This is a genomic window from Duganella aceris, from assembly GCF_011090165.1.
GTDB classification, from domain to species: domain Bacteria; phylum Pseudomonadota; class Gammaproteobacteria; order Burkholderiales; family Burkholderiaceae_D; genus Rugamonas; species Rugamonas aceris.
The window spans coordinates 292400-313053 of sequence record NZ_JAADJT010000008.1; the positions used below are offsets into that span (position 1 = coordinate 292400).

The 20654-nt window shown below is 66.3% G+C and carries 17 protein-coding genes; 14 read left to right on the top strand and 3 right to left on the bottom strand.

From position 1 onward, the window contains the following. The first annotated feature begins 26 nt into the window (after positions 1 to 26). From xylB to GW587_RS18910, 7 genes are read left to right on the top strand one after another with little or no spacing between them, the layout of a single operon-like run. Positions 27 to 794 (top strand): D-xylose 1-dehydrogenase, encoded by a 768-nt coding sequence (xylB, locus tag GW587_RS18880; RefSeq protein ID WP_166106233.1) that lies wholly within the window; start codon positions 27 to 29, stop codon positions 792 to 794. Continuing rightward, on the top strand, positions 791 to 1675 hold the full coding sequence (locus tag GW587_RS18885) for an SMP-30/gluconolactonase/LRE family protein (RefSeq protein WP_166106031.1): 885 nt from the start codon (positions 791 to 793) through the stop codon (positions 1673 to 1675). The genes xylB and GW587_RS18885 overlap by 4 nt, the downstream gene beginning before the upstream one ends. Beyond that, the gene (locus GW587_RS18890; RefSeq protein ID WP_166106033.1) at positions 1672 to 3447 is read left to right on the top strand and encodes an IlvD/Edd family dehydratase; all 1776 of its coding nucleotides are present in this window, start codon (positions 1672 to 1674) and stop codon (positions 3445 to 3447) included. The genes GW587_RS18885 and GW587_RS18890 overlap by 4 nt, the downstream gene beginning before the upstream one ends. Positions 3448 to 3487: 40 nt before the next feature. After that, a complete protein-coding gene (gene xylF, locus GW587_RS18895; protein WP_166106034.1) occupies positions 3488 to 4492 on the top strand; it encodes a D-xylose ABC transporter substrate-binding protein in 1005 nt (334 codons plus the stop codon). Between the two features lie 9 nt (positions 4493 to 4501). Further along, a complete protein-coding gene (gene xylG, locus GW587_RS18900; protein ID WP_166106036.1) occupies positions 4502 to 6025 on the top strand; it encodes a D-xylose ABC transporter ATP-binding protein in 1524 nt (507 codons plus the stop codon). Between the two features lie 18 nt (positions 6026 to 6043). Further along, a complete protein-coding gene (locus tag GW587_RS18905; protein ID WP_166106038.1) occupies positions 6044 to 7186 on the top strand; it encodes a sugar ABC transporter permease in 1143 nt (380 codons plus the stop codon). Positions 7187 to 7215: 29 nt separating this feature from the next. Beyond that, positions 7216 to 9591, top strand: a complete 2376-nt coding sequence (locus tag GW587_RS18910) for a glycoside hydrolase family 3 N-terminal domain-containing protein (RefSeq protein WP_166106040.1) — start codon at positions 7216 to 7218, stop codon at positions 9589 to 9591. Here the strand turns inward: GW587_RS18910 and GW587_RS18915 are convergent. Next, positions 9572 to 10156 (bottom strand): hypothetical protein, encoded by a 585-nt coding sequence (locus tag GW587_RS18915; protein ID WP_166106042.1) that lies wholly within the window; start codon positions 10154 to 10156, stop codon positions 9572 to 9574. The two genes, GW587_RS18910 and GW587_RS18915, sit on opposite strands and share 20 nt — an antisense overlap. Before the next feature lie 123 nt (positions 10157 to 10279). Here GW587_RS18915 and GW587_RS18920 point away from each other — a divergent pair, with 123 nt between their 5' ends. Further along, positions 10280 to 10831, top strand: a complete 552-nt coding sequence (locus tag GW587_RS18920) for a TetR/AcrR family transcriptional regulator (RefSeq protein WP_166106043.1) — start codon at positions 10280 to 10282, stop codon at positions 10829 to 10831. Positions 10832 to 10898: 67 nt separating this feature from the next. Continuing rightward, positions 10899 to 11267, top strand: coding sequence for a response regulator (locus GW587_RS18925; RefSeq protein ID WP_166106045.1), 369 nt, complete (start codon positions 10899 to 10901; stop codon positions 11265 to 11267). Here the strand turns inward: GW587_RS18925 and GW587_RS18930 are convergent. Together GW587_RS18930 and GW587_RS18935 are read right to left on the bottom strand one after the other, a co-directional pair. Then, complete coding sequence (locus GW587_RS18930; RefSeq protein ID WP_166106046.1) at positions 11264 to 12433, bottom strand: MFS transporter; 1170 nt, start codon at positions 12431 to 12433, stop codon at positions 11264 to 11266. The genes GW587_RS18925 and GW587_RS18930 overlap by 4 nt on opposite strands. Positions 12434 to 12521: 88 nt before the next feature. Further along, positions 12522 to 14222, bottom strand: a complete 1701-nt coding sequence (locus tag GW587_RS18935; RefSeq protein ID WP_166106048.1) for an alkaline phosphatase family protein — start codon at positions 14220 to 14222, stop codon at positions 12522 to 12524. Positions 14223 to 14473: 251 nt separating this feature from the next. On the opposite strand from GW587_RS18935, the gene GW587_RS18940 reads away from it, so the two are divergent. Genes GW587_RS18940 through GW587_RS18960 form a run of 5 tightly spaced genes read left to right on the top strand, consistent with a single transcriptional unit; the run spans position 14474 to position 20643 of the window. Then, positions 14474 to 15721: an EAL domain-containing response regulator gene (locus GW587_RS18940; RefSeq protein ID WP_166106050.1), complete on the top strand. Its 1248-nt coding sequence runs from the start codon at positions 14474 to 14476 to the stop codon at positions 15719 to 15721. Continuing rightward, positions 15718 to 16548 carry a response regulator gene (locus tag GW587_RS31880; RefSeq protein WP_166106052.1) on the top strand — a complete coding sequence of 277 codons (831 nt, stop codon included), beginning with the start codon at positions 15718 to 15720 and terminating at the stop codon, positions 16546 to 16548. Before GW587_RS18940 ends, GW587_RS31880 begins: the two co-directional genes overlap by 4 nt. Beyond that, positions 16539 to 17861 carry a PAS domain-containing sensor histidine kinase gene (locus tag GW587_RS18950; RefSeq protein ID WP_166106054.1) on the top strand — a complete coding sequence of 441 codons (1323 nt, stop codon included), beginning with the start codon at positions 16539 to 16541 and terminating at the stop codon, positions 17859 to 17861. The genes GW587_RS31880 and GW587_RS18950 overlap by 10 nt, the downstream gene beginning before the upstream one ends. Then, the gene (locus tag GW587_RS18955) at positions 17852 to 18226 is read left to right on the top strand and encodes a response regulator (RefSeq protein ID WP_166106056.1); all 375 of its coding nucleotides are present in this window, start codon (positions 17852 to 17854) and stop codon (positions 18224 to 18226) included. The genes GW587_RS18950 and GW587_RS18955 overlap by 10 nt, the downstream gene beginning before the upstream one ends. Continuing rightward, positions 18223 to 20643, top strand: coding sequence for a PAS domain-containing hybrid sensor histidine kinase/response regulator (locus GW587_RS18960; RefSeq protein WP_166106058.1), 2421 nt, complete (start codon positions 18223 to 18225; stop codon positions 20641 to 20643). The genes GW587_RS18955 and GW587_RS18960 overlap by 4 nt, the downstream gene beginning before the upstream one ends. Positions 20644 to 20654 lie beyond the last annotated feature (11 nt).

The window sequence follows — 20654 nt, forward strand, 5'->3', positions numbered from 1 at the left end:
TGGAGAGTGACAAGATGGGGCAAAAAATGGTCTACGCCACCTATCCCAGCCTGGCTGAGAAGCGTGTGCTGATCACCGGCGGCGGCACCGGCATCGGCGCCGCGATCGTCGACGCGTTCGTCAAACAGGGCGCGCAGGTGTACTTCATCGATATCGCGCTAGACGCCTCGCGCGAACTGGCCGACAGCCTGAAGGACGCCAGGTATCCGCCGCTGTTCTACCCCTGCGACCTGACCGACCTGGACGCGCTGGCCCAGGTGTTCGCCGAGATCGAACGTGATCACGGCGCGGTGGAGGTGATGATCAACAACGCCGCCAACGACAACCGACATGTGATCCAGGACGTCACGCCCGAGTATTGGGACAACAGCCTGGCGGTCAACCTGCGCCACCAGTTCTTCTGCGCGCAGGCGGTGGCGCCGGGCATGAAGGCGGCCGGCGGCGGCGTGATCCTGAACTTCGGTTCGATCTCGTGGCACCTCGCGCTGGGCAACCTGACCTTGTACATGACCGCCAAGGCGGCCATCGAAGGCATGACGCGCGGCCTGGCGCGCGACCTGGGCGGCGACGGCATCCGCGTCAATTGCGTGATCCCGGGCTCGGTGCGCACGCCGCGCCAGATGGCGCTATGGCACACGCCGCAGGGTGAGCAGGACATCCTCAACGCGCAGTGCCTGCCGCAGCGCGTGGAACCGGAGGACATCGCCGCGATGGCGCTGTTCCTGGCCTCTGACAATGCGGGCCGCTGCTCGGGCCGCGATTACTTCGTAGACGCCGGATGGTATGGAGCATGAACTTGTATCAGCCTGAGTGCATCTGGTCGCTGGGCGCGACCCTGGGTGAAGGCCCCGTATGGCATGCCGAGGACAAGGCGCTGTACTTCGTCGACATCAAGCAGCACGCGGTCCACCGCTGCGCCGAAGACGGCAGCCGGCGCCAGAGCTGGACGCTGCCGGACGAAGTGGGCTTCGCGCTGCCGATCCGTGGCGGCGATTTCGTCTGCGGCCTGCCGGGCCGCCTGGCGCGCTTCTCGTTCGAGACCGGCGCGCTGACCACGTTGCAGGAGCTGGAAGCGGACCTGCCGGGCAACCGCATGAACGACGGCTACGTCGACCGCCACGGCTGCCTGTGGTTCGGATCGATGGACAACGCGGAAGCGGCGCACAGCGGCTCGCTGTACCGCCTGTCCGAGGACGGCGTTCTGCAGAACCAGGACAGCGGCTACGTGATCACCAACGGTCCGTGCGTCAGTCCCGACGGCCGCACCTTCTACCATACCGACACGCTGGAAAAGACGCTGTACGCCTATGATCTCGACGAGCAGGGCGGGCTATCCAACAAGCGCGTCTTCATCCGCACCGAGGGCGATGGCTACCCGGACGGCACGGCGGTCGACGCCGACGGCGCGCTGTGGGTCGCCATGTTCGGCGGCGCGCGCATCGACCGCTACGCCGCTTCGGGGGAATTGCTGGACTCGATCCAGATGCCGTGTTCGAATATCACCAAGGTCGCATTCGGCGGCGCCGACCTGCGCACCGTGTTCGTCACCACCGCCCGCAAGGGCCTGAACGTCGAAGAACTGAGCCGGCAGCCGCTGGCGGGAGGCTTGTTCAGCTTCCGCGTGGCGTCGCCGGGACAACTGCAACATCACTACTCACCAGGACAGGCAAAATGACCACCCAACCGCGCCGCTTCCGCTCGCAGGACTGGTTCGATAACCCAGACCACATCGACATGACCGCGCTGTATCTCGAGCGCTTCATGAACTACGGTATCACCCCGGACGAACTGCGTTCCGGCCGCCCGATCATCGGCATCGCCCAATCGGGCAGCGACATCAGCCCGTGCAACCGCATCCATCTGGAGCTGGCCAAGCGCGTGCGCGACGGCATCCGCGACGCCGGCGGCATCGCGATGGAATTCCCGCTGCATCCGATCTTCGAGAACTGCCGCCGCCCGACCGCCGCCATCGACCGCAACCTGGCGTATATGGGCCTGGTCGAGATCCTGCACGGCTATCCGATCGACGCGGTGGTGCTGACCACCGGCTGCGACAAGACCACGCCGTCGCAGCTGATGGCCGCCGCCACGGTCGACATCCCGGCCATCGTGCTGTCCGGCGGTCCGATGCTGGACGGTTGGCTGGACGGAGAACTGGTCGGCTCCGGCGCCGCGATCTGGAAGGGCCGGCGCCAGCTGGCCGCCGGCGCCATCAACGAAGAGAAGTTCCTGCAGATCGCCGCCGCCTCGGCGCCGTCGGCGGGCCACTGCAACACCATGGGCACCGCATCGACCATGAACGCCATCGCCGAAGCGCTGGGCATGTCGCTGACCGGCTGTTCGGCGATTCCGGCGCCGTACCGCGAGCGCGGCCAGATGGCCTATGAAACCGGCAAGCGCATCGTCGAGATGGCGCACCAGGACCTGCGCCCATCGGCGGTGCTGACGCGCGAAGCCTTCCTCGACGCGATCGTGGTCAACGCCGCCATCGGCGGTTCCACCAACGCCCAGCAGCACATCGTGGCGATGGCGCGCCACGCCGGCGTCGAACTGCACTCCAGCGACTGGATGGAATACGGCCACAAGGTGCCGCTGCTGCTGAACATGCAGCCGTCCGGGAAATTCCTCGGCGAGCGCTTCCACCGCGCCGGCGGCGTGCCGGCCATCATGTGGGAGCTGGAACAGCAGGGCAAGCTGCGTTCGAACCGCATGACCGTCACCGGCGCCAGCATGGCCGACAACCTGAAGGGCAAAGAAACCAACGACCGCGAAGTGATCTACCCGTACGCCGCGCCGTTGAAGGAGGACGCCGGTTTCTTCGTCCTGAAGGGCAACCTGTTCGACTTCGCCATCATGAAGACCAGCGTGATCTCGCCGGCCTTCCGCGCGCGCTACCTGAGCAAGCCGGGCGCCGAGAACATCTTCGAATGCCGCGCCGTCGTGTTTGAAGGTTCGGGCGACTACCATGACCGCATCAACGATCCGTCGCTGAACATCGACGAGGACAGCATCCTGGTGATACGCGGCGCCGGCCCGGTCGGCTGGCCCGGTTCCGCCGAGGTGGTCAACATGCAACCGCCGGATGCGCTGATCAAGCGCGGCATCACCAATCTGCCGACGCTGGGCGACGGCCGCCAGTCCGGCACCTCGGACAGCCCGTCGATCCTGAACGCCTCGCCGGAGAGCGCGGTCGGCGGCGGGCTGGCCTACATCCGCACCGGCGACATCATCCGCGTCGACCTGAACGCGGGCAGCTGCGACATGCTGGTCGGCGACGAGGAACTGGCGGCGCGCAAGGCGGAAGGCATTCCGGCTTACCCCGCGAGCCAGACGCCGTGGCAGGAGCTGTACCGCTCCACCGTCGGCCAGATGGAGACCGGCGCCTGCATGGAGCTGGCGGTCGAGTACCGGGGAGTAGGGCACACGCTCGCACGGCACAACCACTGACACCGGATCCTAAAACTATAAATCAACGGAGACAAAGACAATGAACAAGACCATCGCCGCCGCCGTCCTGGGCGCCATGCTGGCACTGGGCGGCGGCGCCGCCCAGGCCGACGCCAAGAACCCGAAGATCGGCTTTTCCATCGACGACCTGCGCCTTGAGCGCTGGGTGCGCGACCGCGACTACTTCACCGCCGAGGCGGAGAAGCTGGGCGCCAAGGTCTACGTGCAGTCGGCCGACGCCAGCGAGCAGCGCCAGATCTCGCAGATCGAAAACCTGATCTCGCGCGGCGTCGACGTGCTGGTGATCGTTCCCTACAACGCCACGGTGCTGAACAACGCGGTCAAGGAGGCGAAGAAGGCCAAGATCAAGGTGGTCTCCTACGACCGCCTGATCCTCAACGCCGACATCGACGCCTACATCTCGTTCGACAACGCCAAGGTCGGCGAGCTGCAGGCTTCCAGCCTGGTGGCGTTGAAACCGAAGGGCAACTACTACCTGCTGGGCGGCGCGCCGACCGACAACAACGCCAAGGTGCTGCGCGAGGGCCAGCTGAAGGTGCTGCAACCGCTGATCGACAAGGGCGACATCAAGGTGGTCGGCAGGCAGTGGACCAAGGACTGGAGCGCGTCCGAAGCGCTGTCCATCGTGGAGAACGCGCTGACCGCCAACGGCAACAAGATCGACGCCGTGGTCGCATCCAACGACGCCACCGCCGGCGGCGCGATCCAGGCGCTGGCGGCGCAAAAGCTGAGCGGCAAGGTGCCGGTGTCCGGCCAGGACGCCGATCTGGCGGCGGTCAAGCGCGTCATCGCCGGCACCCAGGCGATGACGGTGTACAAGCCGCTGAAATTGATCGCGACCGAAGCGGCGCGCCTGTCGGTGCAGCTGGTGCGCAACCAGGCGCCGGCCTACAACTCGACCTACCCGAACGGCATGAAAAGCGTAAACACGCTGTTGTTGGCGCCGATTGCGCTGACCAAGGCCAACGTCAATGTGCTGACCGACGACGGCTTCTACACCAAGGCCCAGTTGTCCGCGAATTAAGGAAACCGCATGGCCGAATATCTGCTTGAAATGAAAAACATCGTCAAGGAATTTGGCGGTGTGCGCGCGTTGAACGGCATCGACATCAAGCTCAAGGCTGGCGAGTGCGCCGGCCTGTGCGGCGAGAACGGCGCCGGCAAGTCGACCCTGATGAAGGTGCTGTCGGCCGTCTACCCGCACGGCACCTGGGACGGCGAGATCCTGTGGGACGGCAAACCCTTGCAGGCGCAGTCGATCCGCGAAACCGAGGCCGCCGGCATCGTCATCATCCATCAGGAGCTGATGCTGGTGCCGGAGCTGTCGGTGGCGGAGAATATCTTCCTCGGCAACGAGATCACGCTGCCCGGCGGCCGCATGGACTACGCGGCCATGAACCGCCGCGCCGAAGAGCTGCTCAAGGAACTCGATATCAACGACGTCAACGTGGTGCTGCCGGTGAAGCAGTACGGCGGCGGCCACCAGCAGCTGATCGAGATCGCCAAGGCGCTGAACAAGAACGCGCGCCTGCTGATCCTCGACGAGCCGTCGTCGTCGCTGACGGCGTCCGAGATCAAGGTGCTGCTGAATATCATCCATTCGCTGAAAGCCAAGGGCGTCACCTGCGTCTACATCTCGCACAAGCTGGACGAGGTGGCGGACATCTGCGACACCATCGTGGTGATCCGCGACGGCCAGCACATCGCCACCACGCCGATGACGGAGATGAACATCGACCGCATCATCGCGCAGATGGTGGGCCGCGAGATGAACCAGCTTTATCCCGAGCGCACCCACACGCCGGGCGAGGTGATCTTCGAAGCGCGCAACATCAGCTGCTACGACGCCGACAACCCGGAACGCAAGCGCGTCGACAACATCTCGTTTACGCTGCGCCAGGGCGAGATCCTCGGCATCGCGGGCCTGGTGGGGGCGGGGCGCACCGAACTGGTGTCGGCCATCTTCGGCGCCTATCCCGGCCCGAGCGAGGCCGAGGTCTGGCTCAACGGCCAAAAGCTCGACACCAGCACGCCGCTGAAGGCGATCCGCGCCGGCCTGGCGATGGTGCCGGAGGACCGTAAGCATCACGGCATCGTGCCGGACCTCGGTGTCGGACACAACATGACGCTGACGGTGCTGAACGACTTCGCGCGCGCCACCCGCATCGACCAGCAGGCCGAACTGGCGGCGATCCGGCGCGAGATCAAGAGCGTGAAGCTGAAGACCGCCAGTCCCTTCTTGCCGATCACCAGCCTCTCCGGCGGCAACCAGCAGAAGGCGGTGCTGTCGAAGATGTTGATGACCAGGCCGAAGATCCTGATCCTGGACGAGCCGACGCGCGGCGTCGACGTCGGCGCCAAGTTCGAGATCTACCAGCTGATGTTCGACCTGGCCAGGGAGGGCATGTCCATCATCATGGTGTCGTCGGAACTGGCGGAGGTGCTGGGCATCTCGGACCGCGTGCTGGTGATCGGCGAGGGCAAGCTGCGCGGCGATTTCGTCAACGACAACCTGAGCCAGGAAACCGTGCTGGCCGCCGCGCTGGATGCGCATTGAATCTAATCTGGATCATCTATGAAAAGTAACAACATCAAACAACTGTTCACCCAATATAAGATGCTGGCGCTGCTGATCGCGGTGGCCTTGATATGGGGCTTCTTCAGCTACCACACGGACGGTGGCTTCATGACGCCGCGTAACCTGTCCAACCTGATGCGCCAGATGGCCATCACCGGCATCGTCGCCTGCGGCATGTCGCTGGTGATCATCGCCGGCGAGATCGACCTCTCGGTCGGTTCGCTGCTTGGCCTGTTGGGCGGCATCGCGGCGGTGCTGGACGTGACGCACCACCTGCCGCTGCCCGCGACCATCGCCGTGGTGCTGGCGGTGGGCCTGGTCATCGGCCTGTTCAACGGCTACCTGACGGCCTACCTGAGCATCCCGTCGTTCATCGTCGGCCTGGGCGGCATGCTGGCGTATCGCGGCATCGTGCTCGGCGTGACCGGCGGCACCACGGTGGCGCCGGTGTCCGACGACCTGGTATACATCGGCCAGGCCTATTTGTCGCCGCAACTGGGCGCGGGACTGGGCGTGGTGCTGTTCGCGGTCGGCGTGTACCTGGTCTGGCAGCAGCGCCGCAGCCGCGCGGCCTACGGCCTGGAAGTGGCGCCGCTGTGGCGCGACGGCGCCAAGATCGCCGCGCTGGGCGCGGTGCTGGCGGCTTTCGTCACCACCTTCAACTCCTACGAAGGCATTCCGCTGCCGGTGCTGCTGCTGCTGGCGCTGTTGGGCATCTTCAGCTACGTGACCACGCAGACGGTGTTCGGCCGCCGCGTCTACTCGGTCGGCAGCAATATGGAGGCCACGCGACTGTCCGGCATCAACGTCAAGTCGATCAAGCTCTGGATCTTCGGCATCATGGGCCTGATGTGCGCCCTGGCCGGCATCGTCAACACGGCGCGTCTGGCGGCGGGCTCGCCGTCGGCCGGCACCTCCGGCGAACTGGATGCGATCGCGGCCTGCTTCATCGGCGGCACCTCGATGCGCGGCGGCTCCGGCACCGTGCACGGCGCGCTGATCGGCGCGCTGGTCATGGCCAGCCTGGATAACGGCATGTCGATGCTGGACGTGGATACTTATTGGCAGATGATCGTCAAGGGTTGCATTCTGACTCTCGCGGTATGGGTGGACGTCAGCACCCGCGCAGGCAAGCGGTAAAAATAAAATAAAATTACAGGAGACTTTGCATGACCAACAACCGTAGGCAGTTCCTCACTTCCATGACCGGCCTGGCCGGCATCACCATGCTGCCGGCAATCGCAGCCGCAGCGCAGGCGCCGTACAAGGACGCCGCGCTGCCGGTGGAAAAGCGGGTCGACGACCTGCTGGGCCGCATGACGCTGGAAGAGAAGATCATGCAGATGCAGTGCACCTGGCAGGCCAAGACCGAGATCCAGGACGCCAAGGGCTCGTTTTCGGCGGCGAAGGCGCAGAAAGCCTATCCGCACGGGCTTGGCATGATCGCGCGTCCGTCGGACCGCCAGCTGGGCCAGGCCGCCGGCGCCGGCGACACCGGCGCCACCAAAAACCGCAACGCCTTCGACACCGCCACCTACGTCAACGCGATCCAGAAGTGGGCGGTCGAGCAGACCCGCCTCGGCATCCCGCTGTTCATGCACGAAGAGGCGCTGCACGGCTACGTCGCGCCGGACGCCACCTGTTTCCCGCAATCGATCGGGCTGGCGTCGTCGTTCGATCCCGAGATGACGCAGAAGATCTTCAGCGTCGCCGCGCGCGAGATGCGTGCGCGCGGCGCCAACCTGGCGCTGGCGCCGGTGGTGGACGTGGCGCGCGAACCGCGCTGGGGACGCATCGAGGAAACCTACGGCGAAGACCCGTACCTGTGCGGAGAGATGGGCCGCGCGGCGGTGAACGGCTTCGCCGGCACCGACAAGAAGCTGGCCAGGGACAAGGTGTTCGTCACGTTGAAGCACATGACCGGCCACGGTCAGCCGGAAAGCGGCACCAACATCGGCCCGGCCGAAGTCGGCGAGCGCACGCTACGCGAGGAGTTCTTCCCGCCGTTCGAGAAACTGATCAAGGAAGCCAACGTCGGCTGCGTCATGCCGTCGTATAACGAGATCGGCGGCATCCCGTCGCACGCCAACCACTGGCTGCTGCACAAGGTGCTGCGCGAGGAGTGGGGTTTCAAGGGACTGACGGTATCGGACTATTTCGGCATCAATGAGCTGGTCACGCGCCACAAGCTGGCCGCGACGCCGAAGGAGGCCGCGTACCGCGCCTTCAAAGCCGGCGTCGATGTCGAGACTCCGGACGGCCTGGCCTACAAGACGCTGGCGGAACTGGTCAAGGAAAAGCGCATCGCCGAAAGCGAGATCGATGTCGTGGTGCGCCGCGTGCTGGAGATGAAGTTCCAGGCCGGCCTGTTCGAGCAGCCTTACGTGGACGCGAAGATCGCCGACCGCCTGACCGCAGCGCCGGACGCGGTCGCGCTGGCGCGCCTGGCCGCGACCCGAACGCCGGTGCTGCTGAAGAACGACAAGGGCCTGCTGCCGCTGGACGGCAAGAAGGTCGGCAAGGTGCTGCTGCTCGGCACCCACGCCAAGGATTGTCCGATCGGCGGCTATTCGGACATCCCGCGCCATGTGGTGTCGATCCACGAGGGGCTGGAGGCGGAGGCCAAGGCGCAGGGCTTTACGCTGACCTATTCCGAAGGCGTGCGCATCACCGAGAGCCGCGTCTGGGGCGCGGACGAGATCAAGTTCACGCCGCCGGAAGTGAACGCGAAGCTGATCGCCGCCGCCGTCGAAGCGGCCAAGTCGGCCGACACCATCATCATGGTCCTGGGCGACAACGAGCAGACCAGCCGCGAGGCCTGGGCCGACAACCATCTGGGCGACCGCGAAAGCCTGGACCTGATGGGGCAGCAGAACGACCTGGCCAAGGCGATTTTCGCGCTCGGCAAGCCGACCGTGGTGTTCCTGTTGAACGGGCGGCCGCTGTCGGTCAACCTGCTGGCGGAGAAGGCCGACGCGCTGGTGGAAGGCTGGTACATGGGCCAGGAGACCGGCCACGCGGTGGCGGACCTGCTGTTCGGCCGCGCCAACCCGGGCGGCAAGCTGCCGGTGTCGATCGCGCGCAGCGTCGGCCAGCTGCCGGTGTTCTACAACCACAAGCCATCGGCGCGGCGCGGCTACATCGACGGTTCGACCAAGCCGTTGTATCCGTTCGGCTTCGGCTTGAGCTACACCAGCTTCGCGATCTCCGAGCCGCGCCTGACCAAAGCCGGCATCGCGGTGGGCGAATCGACCAAGGTGGAGGTCGACGTGACCAACACCGGCAAGCTAGCGGGCGACGAAGTAGTGCAGATCTACATCCGCGACGACGTCAGCTCGGTAACGCGGCCGGTGCTGGAACTGAAGGCGTTCAAGCGCGTCACGCTGCAACCGGGCGAGAAGCGCACGCTGTCGTTCGACATCAAGCCATCGGACCTGTGGTTCTACAACACCGAGATGGTGCGCGTGGTGGAGCCGGGCAGCTTCACCATCCACGCCGGCCCGGACAGCGTCAACCTGAAGTCGGTCAAGCTGATGGTCGGCTAAACCGGTACAGCACCCACGCCGCCGACAGATACCAAGCGGAGTGGGTGGCGAATATCGCTATCAGGCTGCGCGGCACAAGCAGCAGGTCGCCGAACAGGATCCACGCTGCCGGCGCGATAGCTGCCACGAGGCCCACGACAGCAAACCAGCGCACGCGCCGCCATGCCGTGCATGACCATAGCAGTATGGCTGCGCTCTGCGCGATAAATCCCGCTTTGCTGAATACCTGTATCGTCACGCCGATCGGACGCAGCGCCGTCGCCGCATCCGCAAGCTGCGGCGTCACAAATCCATCCAGCAGCATCGCCACGCCTAGCAATGCGCAGCCGAGGCGGTAGACATAGAGCGCGCCGGAGCGCTCGTTCAGCGCTTCACTCAATACCGCAAGGGTGCTTGCCAGCACGGCCAGCAGTAAGATCAAGGTGCCGTGTACCTGATTGTCCCTGGTGGCCTGCTGCGCCAACTCGACATTCGAGGTGGCGATGGGATGATGAAACAACGCCAGCGTGATCAACAGGACCACGCCAACAATGCCGAATGCGGCTACGCGCGATAACAATTTCATACTGTTCCTTTACACGTTGTTGGGAGTGACATTAATATCAGTGGCAGGGCCGCAGTTGGCGGCATGTTGGCGTTCGGAGTCCGTTAGCGGACAAAAGGGCGCAATTGTCCATGAGGGGAAGGTATGGCGGCGGCACCTGACAGGCGACAGATCAAGACCCGCGCCGCCCTGCATAGCGCATTTCGTTCGCTGGTGCTGGGACAGGGCTACGATGCGCTGACGGTAGGGGCGGTGGCGGACATGGCGAACGTGGGCCGCTCCACCTTCTATGAGCATTACCGGACCATGGATGATCTTCTGAGCGCGAGCATTCAAGGCCCGTTCGCGACGCTGGCGGATTTGGTGGACAAGCCGGCGGATGGCGATGCGCTGCTCAATCTGCTGCTGCACTTCCGCGAAAACCAGCAGGTTGCGCGCGTGCTGCTGGGATGGCCGACCAGGCCTGTGCTGGCGTCCACGCTGGCGCAGTTGATTGCCGACCGGCTGCGCGCTTCGTCGCTGGCGGCCCCGCTGGTGCCCGCCGAAGTGGTCGCCCGGCAGGTCGCCGAGATGCAACTGGCCCTTGTCGACGCCTGGATTGCCGGCCGGCCCGCGATGCTGCCCGATGCCGTGGCGCGGGCGCTGGTGGCTGGTACGGACGCACTGATGAGCGCCTTGGCGGGCAGGGTGCGCTAGCGAACATACGCTGCGCACCCGCCTTGCTACAGTGCCTTACCGACTAAATAAAGACGAGGCATCCAAAATGGCAAGCGCACAACAAGTACTGGTGGTGGACGATAACGTCGACGTGGTGGAATCGCTGTCCGCCTTATTGCAATGCCACGGCTACGAAACGGCGTCCGCGCACAACGGCTACGAAGCCTGCGACTGGGTGCGCGATGCGATGCCGAAGGCGATCATCATGGACCTGGGCATGCCCTGGATGGACGGCTTCGGCGCGGTGCGCGCAATCCGCCGCATGCCGGGCGCTCAGGCACTGCCGATCATCGCGCTGTCCGGCTCCGCCGACAGCGATTCGGCCAAGAAGGCCGTCGCCGCGGGCTTCACGCACCACTTCTCCAAGCCGCTGAACTTCGACCACCTGAATCAGTACCTGAACAGCCTGAATTAATCCGTCGCCGGCAGCGCGGCGTTATCCTGCGCGGCGCTGCCGGCGAACACCATCAGCAGGCCTGCCGCCGCCAGCACCGCGCCGGCGACCGGAATCGCGGCGTAGCCCAGGCCCGCCGAAATCACACCACTGCCCACCGCCGCGCCCAGCGCGTTGCCCAGATTGAAGGCGCCGACATTGACCGACGAGGCCAATCCCGGCGCTTCCGCCGCCGCGTGCATGACGCGGATCTGCACCGGCGGCACGATGGCGAAGGCCGCCGCTCCCCACAGCACCACCCCGATCAAGGCGCCGGCATGGCTGGCGAACAGCAGTGGCAAGGCCAGCATGATGACAGCCAGCGCACCGAGGAAGATCTTGGTGGCGCCGTCCAGCGACCAGTCGGCGAGCTTGCCGCCGATGCCGTTGCCGATGGTGAAACCGACGCCGATCAGCATCAGCGCCAGCGTGATGAACAGCGCCGAGGCGCCGGTCAGCGTGGTCAGCACCGGTGCGATAAACGTATACAAGGTGAACATCGAAGCGGAGCCCATCACCGTGGTGGCCATCGCCATCAGCACGGCGGGGCGGGTCAGAACGCGCAGTTCCTTGCGGATGTTTGGCATGGCGCCGGCTTCGCCGCGCGGCAGCGCGAGCACCAGCGCCGCCATCGCCAGCAGGCCGAGAGCGGCGGTGCCGCCGAAGGCCATGCGCCAGCCGATCTGCTGGCCGATCCAGGTGGCGGCAGGCACGCCGCCGATATTGGCGATCGTCAGGCCCATGAACATGGTGGCGACCGCGCTGGCGCGCTTGTCCGGCGCGACCAGGTTGGCCGCGACCACCGAGCCGATGCCGAAGAAGGCGCCGTGATTCAGGCTGGTCACCAGCCGCGAGGCGAGCAGCGTCCAGTAGCCGGGCGCCATCGCCGACAGCAAATTACCGACCACGAAAATGGAGAGCAGCGCGAGCAGCGCATGCTTGGCGCGCAGCCGCGACAGCAGCAGCGTCATGATCGGTGCGCCGACCATGACGCCCAGCGCGTAGGCGCTGATCAGCAGCCCGGCGCTGGGGATGGAGACGTTGACGCCTTCTGCGATCACCGGCAGCAGGCCCATAGGCGCGAACTCCGTGGTGCCGATTCCAAATGCGCCAACCGCGAGCGCCAGCAGTGCCCAAACAGGCTTCATCGTCTTATCCTTCACGTCGTACTTTCAGTGGGCAAAAGAGGTCCACTATAGTAGATTTCCGGATTCGCCGCTTTGGCCCTTTGGGAGATCAGCGCGGTGTTTGCACCAGCGATTCGGTCAGCACGCGGCCTTCGGCGCCGGCCGGAGGACGCACGCGCAGCAGGTTGGCCAGCGTCGGCGCGATGTCGACCACTTCTGCGTACTGGCCGTAGTAGCCTGGCTTGATCCAGCGTTTACCCATGATCATCAGCGGCACGTTGGTGTCGTAGGCGTACGGCGAGCCGTGCGAGGTGCCGCTGTTGCCGCTGCCGAAATACCAGAACGGCTTGGTGATGACCATCAGGTCGCCCGAGGCTTCGCGGTTCCAGGCGCGGCGCATCAGGGTGGCGATGTGCGTGCCTTGCACCGCGCCGCTCTCGAACTGGGTGCGGGTGTAGGCGTCGGCGATGCCGTTCTGCGCCAGCAGGAAGGCGGCGGCGGCGTTTTCCACATCCGCGCGCTTGGCGCCCAGCTTGTCGATCTGCGCGTAGTCGAGGTGGATGTTCGGCAGCGAGTAGGCCTGCAGCAGCTTGCTGCCGCCGAATTTGTCCGACAGGTGCTTGTCCAGCGCCGCCATCAGCTTGGCGCCGTCCAGGCGCTGCGCGTCCAGGTGCTGCGTCTGCGCGAATTCGGGCGTGTTCGGGAAGCCGTGATCGGCGGTCAGCACCACCAGCACGTTGTCCATGCCGATGCGCTTGTCCAGGTAGTTGAAGAAATCGGCCACCATGCGGTCCAGGCGCTGCAGGTGGTCGTGCGACAGCTTGCTTTCCGGGCCGAAGGCGTGGTTGACGTAGTCGTGCGCCGACAGGCTGACGCCCAGCAGGTCCGGTACGCCGGCCGGATTGCGGCCCAGGTTCTCGCCTTCGACGGCGGCGCGCGCGAAGTCCAGCGTCAGCTGATCCAGATACGGGCCGGTCTTGAGCAGGTTGTAGTAGCCGGCGTCGATCTCGCCGCTCTCGCTGTAGTAGGCGAACGGCAGGCGGTTGTGCGAACCCGGTTTCGGCGGATTCAGGTCTTCGCTGGCGTCGCCGGCGTAGGCGGCTTCCGGCAGCAGCGGCGCCCAGGTCTTGCCGTAGTAGCGGTCCTGCGGCTTGCCGGCCTGGTATTTCTGCACCCATTCCGGATGGTTCTTCATGTAGTAGGTGGTGCTGGCGAAGTTGCCGGTCTTGTCCATGTACATATAGGCGGTGCCGGTTTTACCCGCCAGCAGGATCGCACCGCGGTCCTTGCCGGAGATGGCGACCACCTTGCTGCGGCTGCCGGTGGCGTAACGCAGCTCGTCGCCCAGCGTGTTGACCTTCAGCCGCGCCGGCGAGGTGCCGTCGCTCGGCTGGGTCTCTTCGCCGATATAAGTATAGTTGGTGTCCTCGGTGCAGTAGACCGATTTTTTCGTCACCGGGTCGATCCAGTTGTTGCCGATGATGCCGTGGACGTAAGGGTAGGCGCCGGTCAGGATGGCGCTGTGGCCGATCGCGGTGACGGTCACGCCGTGCGCCTGGTGCGCGTTGCCGAAAGCCGCGCCCTGGTCCAGCATGCGGCGCAGGCCGCCCTGGCCGAACTGGTCGCGATAGCGCTGCACCTGCTCGTTCGGCAGGCCGTCCACCACCAGCACCACCACCAGCTTGGGCGGCGCGACGGCGGCGGCCGGCGCCGGCGCGGCCGCGTGGGCCCAGTCGGCGGCCACGCACAAGGCTAAACAGGTGGCCAGGAGTCGCAGGGCGGGCAGGCTTGCCGGTACATTCTTTGTCATAGATGCTCGTGTCGGTGAGTGAAAAGGGACCGCGTAATGCGGGCGGCGTCCATCTTACCCGAGCAGTGTGACTGAAATGTGACGGAACATTGTTTTTATTGAGCTCAGGAAACCTATCGTGCGCCTATTTGGGCAATAAAGGCGTACCTTGAATCAACTCCTTCCCCGCCCAGTACTGGCCCTGAAGTCCGATCAATACTGCGGCCCTGCGTTCCCTCATTCGCGCGGCGTCCCCACCTGAAGAGCGTCCCATGAACGATCAACCCGGTCTGCACATCCTGTTGCTGGACGATGAACCTTTTATGCTCAAACTGCTGGGGCGCATGCTGGCCCGGCAGGGCTGCGCCAATATCACGCTGGCTGAAGGCGGCGCGGCCGGCCTGGCCGTGGTGCACGGCGATTCGCCGCCGGACTTGATCCTCTGCGACCTGAACATGCCGGAGATGGATGGCATCGAGTTTATCCGCAGGCTGGTCGAACACAATTATCGCGGCAGCCTGATTCTGGTCAGCGGCGAGGATAGCCGCATGTTGCAGGCGGCCTCGCAACTGGCGCTGGCCCACGGCCTGCGCCTGCTGGGCCACCTGGCCAAGCCGGTGCTGCCCGATCAGCTGGCGCAGCTGCTGGATAAATGGTGCGATGCGCGCTGGCGCAGCCTGTCGCTGTCCGCCGCGTCGGGCGCCGGCGGCGCGTCGCAGCCGGCCCCCTACACCAAGGAAGAACTGGCCGCCGCGCTGCGCGATGGCCAGCTGATGAACTACTACCAGCCCAAGGTGTCGATCGCCAGCGGCCGCATGGTCGGCGTCGAGGCGCTGGTGCGCTGGCAGCATCCGCGCGACGGCATCGTCTATCCGGACAACTTCATCCCGCTGGCCGAGGAGAGTGGCCTGATCGACCAGCTGACGCGGGTGGTGTTCAGCAGCGCGATGAAGCATGCCCGCACCTGGCACGAGGGCGGATTGGACCTGTCGATGTCGGTCAACGTCTCGATGGACAACCTGCATTCGCTGGGCTTCGTCGACTTCATCGTTGCCGAGGCCGCCGCCGCCGAAGTCGCGCCGCGCAAGATCATCCTGGAGGTGACCGAGAGCCGCCTGATGCAGGATCTGCGCACGCCGCTGGAAGTGCTGGCGCGTCTGCGGCTGCGGCGCTTCCGGCTGTCGGTCGATGATTTCGGCACCGGCTACTCGTCGCTGGTGCAGTTGCGCGACATCCCATTCGATGAATTGAAGATCGACCGCAGCTTCGTGCACGGCGCCGGCGAGGATCCGACCAAGCGCGCCATCTGCTCGGCCAGCATCGGCCTGGCGCGGCAGATGGGCCTGGACGCGGTGGCCGAGGGTGTCGAGGACAGCGCCGACTGGCGCTTCCTGCAGGCGATCGGCTGCGACCTGGCGCAAGGCTACTTCATCGCCCGGCCGATGCCGGCGGATGCGGTGCTGGCCTGGGCCGCGCACTGGCAGGCCACCTGCAGCCATGAGCTGGAGCGATTGTCGTGAACGTGCAGCGGGGCGCCACGCCCGGCGCGATCCTGATCGCCAGCGACAACCACGCCGACGCCGCGCTGATCCAGCAGATGCTGGGCGCGGAATTCGTTTCGGTGCACATCTCGACCGATCCGGACAAGGTGCAGCAGGATTTCGCCGGTTGCGCGCCGCAGGTGCTGGTGCTGGCCTTCCATCGCATCGAGCAGGCCAGCGCCTATCGGCTTGCGTTGTTCCCGCTGCCCGGACAGGCCGCCGCGCAGCCGCACCGCGCCATCCTGTTGTGCCGCCGCGAGGACGTCAAGCAGGCCTACCAGCTGTGCCAGCGCGGCCAGTTCGACGACTACAACCTGTTCTGGCCGATGACCAACGACGTGGCGCGGCTGCCGATGTCGATCCACCTGGCCTTGCGCGAGCTGACCGCGTCCGTGGCGGCGCCGGCGGCCGCGCCGGTGGAGCTGCCGGTGGTGTTGGTGGTGGACGACGACGAGATGGTGCTCAAGCTGGTCGGCACCATCCTGAAGGACGAGCCGTACCGGCTGGTCTGCGTCGGCAGCGCGCTGGAGGCGATGGCGGCGCTGCGCCTGGTGCGCCCCGACGTGATCCTGATGGACATCGAAATGCCCGGCATGGACGGCATGCAGGCGACGCGCCACATCAAGGCCGATGCGCGCTTCGCCGATGTGCCGGTGATCATGATCACCGGGCATAGCGGCGCCGCCACGGTGCGCGACAGCTTCCGCAGCGGCGCCGCCGATTTCATCGTCAAGCCCTTCGACCGCGAGAAGATGATCGCCAAGGTCGCGGCGGCGGCCGGGCGCGAGGTGGCGCCATGCCTATGAATTCCGAAGCCTGGCCCGGCAGCCTGGAATTCCGCCGCCAGGAGACCCTGCTCAAGGCCGGCGCGCTGCAGGACGCGATTTTCAACAGCGCCAACTTCTCCAGCATCGCCACCGACGAAAAGGGCGTGATCCAGATCTTCAACGTCGGCGCCGAGCGCATGCTGGGCTACGAAGCGTCCGAGGTGGTCAACAAGGTGACGCCGGCCGACATTTCCGATCCCGGCGAACTGCTGGCGCGCGCCGCCACATTGAGCGCGGAGCTGGACCGGCCGATCACCCCGGGCTTCGAGGCGCTGGTGTTCAAGGCCTCGCGCGGCATCGAGGACATCTATGAGCTGACCTATATCCGCAAGGGCGGCAGCCGCTTCCCGGCGATGGTCTCGGTGACCGCGCTGCGCGACGACCGCAACGCCATCATCGGCTATCTGCTGATCGGCACCGACAACACCATGCGCAAGCTGGCCGAGGCCGAGCGGGCCAGCGAGCGCCATCTGTTCGAGCTGATGCTGGAGCGGCAGAACATTGCGCTGCAGCACGCCAGCCGCATGAAATCCGAATTCCTGGCCACCATGTCGCACGAGCTGCGCACCCCGCTCAACGCCATCATCGGCTTTTCCGAAGCGCTCAAGGACGGCATGATCGGCCCGGTCAGCGCGCAGCAGGCCGAGTACATCGGCGACATCTTCACCAGCGGCCAGCACCTGCTGTCGCTGATCAACGACATCCTCGACCTGTCGAAGGTGGAGGCGGGCATGATGACGCTGGAGCTGGAGGCGGTCGACCTGGGCTGGCTGCTGGCGGCCAGCCTGTCGATCGTGCGCGACAAGGCCGCCGCCACCGGCATCGAGGTGGTGCTGGAGACCGACGGCTACCTCGGCACGCCGCTGCTGGACATGCGCAAGACCCGGCAGATCGTCTACAACCTGCTGTCGAACGCGGTCAAGTTCAGCGACAAGGGCGGCCGCGTCACGTTGAGCGCGCGGCGGGTCTGGCGCGACGCCGTGGGCCGTCTGCCGCGCCGCGCCGGCGAGCCGGACTGGCCGGTGCAGGCGTTTCCGCTGGCGCCCAGCGACTATCAGGAATTCCTGGAACTGAGCGTCAGCGACAGCGGCATCGGCATCGCGCCCAGCGACATGGGCAAGCTGTTCCAGGCGTTCAAGCAGATCGACAGCAGCCTGGCGCGCAAATTCGAGGGCACGGGATTGGGACTGGCGATGGTCAAGCAATTGGCGGAACTGCACAGCGGCACCACCGCCGTGGCCAGCGCCGCCGGGGAAGGCGCGACGTTCGCGGTGTGGCTGCCATGGCGTTGATACTCGTGATCGAAGATAACGCGGCCAACATGAAGCTGGCCACGCTGCTGCTGGCCAACGACGGGCACGCGGTGCTGTGCGCGGCCGACGCCGAAACCGGGCTGACGCTGGCGCGCCAGCGCCACCCGCAGCTGATCCTGATGGACGTTCAGCTGCCGGACATGGACGGCCTGGCGGCGACCGCGCTGCTCAAGCGCGACCCGTTCACCGCCGACATCCCGGTGATCGCGCTGACGGCGATGGCCAGCCAGGCCGACCGCGAAAAAAGCCAGGCCGCCGGCTGCGACGCCTACATCGCCAAGCCGCTGCGCTACCGCGACCTTTATGCAACCATAGACGGCCTGCTTGCAGGCAGGAGCTTATGAACACCATCGCCAACCGCCGGCGCGACCGCTTGCAGGAACTGGAACGTTTTCGCGGCGCGCTCGACGCCACGGCCGACGCCATCATGCTGGTCGACCGCGCCAGCATGCGCTTCATCGACGCCAACGCCACCGCCTGCGCGCTGCTGGGATACACCCGCGATGAACTGTTCGTGCTCGGACCATCGCAACTGTGCTCGATTCCGGAGGTGTCGCTGGCGCGGGTCTACGACGCGCTGATCGCCGGCGGCGGCCGCGGCCTGACCGAGGCCAGCCTGCTGTGCAAGGACGGCTCGGGCCTGCAGGTCGAGATGCAGCGCCACGCGGTGGCCGACGGCGACGGCTGGATCATCGTGTTCCTGATGCGCGACATCGGCGAACGCATCCAGGCGCAGCTCGACCTGAACAACCACACCCAGATGCTGCTGGACGAGGCCACGCGCCAGGCCGCCATCCTCGATGCGCTGCCGGCGCATATCGCGATGCTCGACGCCCAAGGGACGGTGCTGTCGCTGAACGCCTCCTGGCGCCGCTTCGGCGAGCACCACGCCTTCGGCATGACCGGCGACGGGGTGGGCTTGAACTACGCCGAGATCTGCGCCGGCGTCAAGGGCGAAAGCGCGGCGCTGGCGCACCGCGCCTCGGCCGGCATCCGCTCGGTGCTGGACGGCGCGGCGCCGTGTTTCTCGATGGAGTATGCCTGCCTGGGGCGGCAGGGCCTGTGCTGGTTCCTGATGCAGGTCTCGCCGCTGCTGGCCGGCCAGCCCGGCGGCGCGGTGGTGATGCACATCGACGTCACGGCGGAGCGCGGCGCCAAGGAGGAGATCCTGCGCCTCAACGCCAGCCTGGAACAGCGCGTCGGCGAGCGTACCGTCGATCTGGAGCAGGCGCGCGCCGACGCCGACGCCGCCAACCGCGCCAAGTCCGACTTCCTGGCGGTGATGAGCCACGAGATCCGCACTCCGATGAACGGCGTGATCGGCATGATCGAGCTGCTGCAGCAGACCGGCCTGGCCGCGTCGCAGCTGGAGATGGTGGAGTTGATCCGCGAGTCGGCGTTCTCGCTGCTGGCGGTGATCGAGGACATCCTCGATTTCTCCAAGATCGAGGCGGGGCGGGTGGAAATCGAAGCGGCGCCGCTGGCGCTGGTGGAATTGGTCGGCAAGATCTGCCGCATGCTGGAGCCGCTGGCGACCGAGCAGGGCGTGCGCCTGACGCTGGTGGCCGATCCCGGCATCCCGGCGACGCTGCTGGGCGACGAGGCGCGCTTGCGCCAGGTGCTGGTCAACCTGATCAGCAACGCCATCAAATTCAGCGGCGGCGCCGCGCGCCGGGGCGAGGTGACGGTGCAGCTGCTGCGCCCCGCCGAGGCCGAGGCGGAGGGCCAGGCGCCGGGCGATACCATCACGCTCGACCTGCGCGTGGCCGACAACGGCATCGGCATGGACGACGCGACCCAGGACCGCCTGTTCAACGCCTTCAGCCAGGGCGACGCGTCGACCACGCGGCGCTTCGGCGGCACCGGCCTGGGGCTGGTGATTTCGCGCCGGCTGGTGGAACTGATGGGCGGCAGCCTGGCCTGCCGCAGTGTGTTCGGACATGGCGCCGAGTTCATCGTGCACTTGCCGCTGATGCGGGCGCCGGCGACGGCCGGCCGGCCGCTGGCCGCGCTGCCGCTGCCGCCGCCATCGCGCAGCCAGGCGGCACGCGACGGCCGCCTGATCCTGGTGGCGGAGGACAACGTCATCAACCAGCGCGTGATCCTGTTGCAGCTGTCGCTGCTCGGCTTCGCGGCGGATGTAGCGGACAACGGTTTGCTGGCGCTGGACCGCTGGCGCGGCGGCGGCTACGCCTTGCTGCTGTGCGATCTGCACATGCCGGAGATGGACGGCTACGAATTGAGCGCCGCGATCCGCGCCGAGCAGTCGGAAGACCAGCGCATGCCGATCCTGGCGCTGACCGCCAGCACCCTCAAGGGCGAGGCGGAGCGCTGCCAGGCCGCAGGCATGGACGACTACCTGAGCAAGCCGCTGCAGCTGGCGGTGCTGAAGGCGGCGCTGGAAAAATGGCTGCCGCCGCCGGCCGCGGTCAACGTGGCGGTGCTGGAGCAATTGATCGGCAACGATCAGGGCGTCATCGACGAATTCCTGTCCGCCTTCCGCGTCAGCCTGCGCGACCAGGGCGGCAAGCTGGTCGAGGCGCAGAACGACGACAAGCCGGCGCTGGTCGCCGGCTACGCGCACCAGATGAAATCGTCGGCGCGCTCGGTCGGCGCGATGGCGCTTGGCGAGTGGTGCGCGCAGATGGAAGCGGCCGGCAACACCGGCGACATTCTGGCGCTGGCCGGCCTGCTGCCGGGCTTCGTGGCGGAAGCCGCGCTGGTCGACGCCTGGCTGCACGCCAGGGCCGCGGCGGGCTAATTCCGGCTAGC

Excerpts from the sequence above, each read along its gene's own strand:
- xylB (WP_166106233.1), top strand. The coding sequence starts at position 27 with ATGGTCTACGCCACCTATCCCAGCCTGGCTGAGAAGCGTGTGCTGATC.
- GW587_RS18885 (WP_166106031.1), top strand. The coding sequence starts at position 791 with ATGAACTTGTATCAGCCTGAGTGCATCTGGTCGCTGGGCGCGACCCTG.
- GW587_RS18890 (WP_166106033.1), top strand. The coding sequence starts at position 1,672 with ATGACCACCCAACCGCGCCGCTTCCGCTCGCAGGACTGGTTCGATAAC.
- xylF (WP_166106034.1), top strand. The coding sequence starts at position 3,488 with ATGAACAAGACCATCGCCGCCGCCGTCCTGGGCGCCATGCTGGCACTG.
- xylG (WP_166106036.1), top strand. The coding sequence starts at position 4,502 with ATGGCCGAATATCTGCTTGAAATGAAAAACATCGTCAAGGAATTTGGC.
- GW587_RS18905 (WP_166106038.1), top strand. The coding sequence starts at position 6,044 with ATGAAAAGTAACAACATCAAACAACTGTTCACCCAATATAAGATGCTG.
- GW587_RS18910 (WP_166106040.1), top strand. The coding sequence starts at position 7,216 with ATGACCAACAACCGTAGGCAGTTCCTCACTTCCATGACCGGCCTGGCC.
- GW587_RS18915 (WP_166106042.1), bottom strand. The coding sequence starts at position 10,156 with ATGAAATTGTTATCGCGCGTAGCCGCATTCGGCATTGTTGGCGTGGTC.
- GW587_RS18920 (WP_166106043.1), top strand. The coding sequence starts at position 10,280 with ATGGCGGCGGCACCTGACAGGCGACAGATCAAGACCCGCGCCGCCCTG.
- GW587_RS18925 (WP_166106045.1), top strand. The coding sequence starts at position 10,899 with ATGGCAAGCGCACAACAAGTACTGGTGGTGGACGATAACGTCGACGTG.
- GW587_RS18930 (WP_166106046.1), bottom strand. The coding sequence starts at position 12,433 with ATGAAGCCTGTTTGGGCACTGCTGGCGCTCGCGGTTGGCGCATTTGGA.
- GW587_RS18935 (WP_166106048.1), bottom strand. The coding sequence starts at position 14,222 with ATGACAAAGAATGTACCGGCAAGCCTGCCCGCCCTGCGACTCCTGGCC.
- GW587_RS18940 (WP_166106050.1), top strand. The coding sequence starts at position 14,474 with ATGAACGATCAACCCGGTCTGCACATCCTGTTGCTGGACGATGAACCT.
- GW587_RS18950 (WP_166106054.1), top strand. The coding sequence starts at position 16,539 with ATGCCTATGAATTCCGAAGCCTGGCCCGGCAGCCTGGAATTCCGCCGC.
- GW587_RS18955 (WP_166106056.1), top strand. The coding sequence starts at position 17,852 with ATGGCGTTGATACTCGTGATCGAAGATAACGCGGCCAACATGAAGCTG.
- GW587_RS18960 (WP_166106058.1), top strand. The coding sequence starts at position 18,223 with ATGAACACCATCGCCAACCGCCGGCGCGACCGCTTGCAGGAACTGGAA.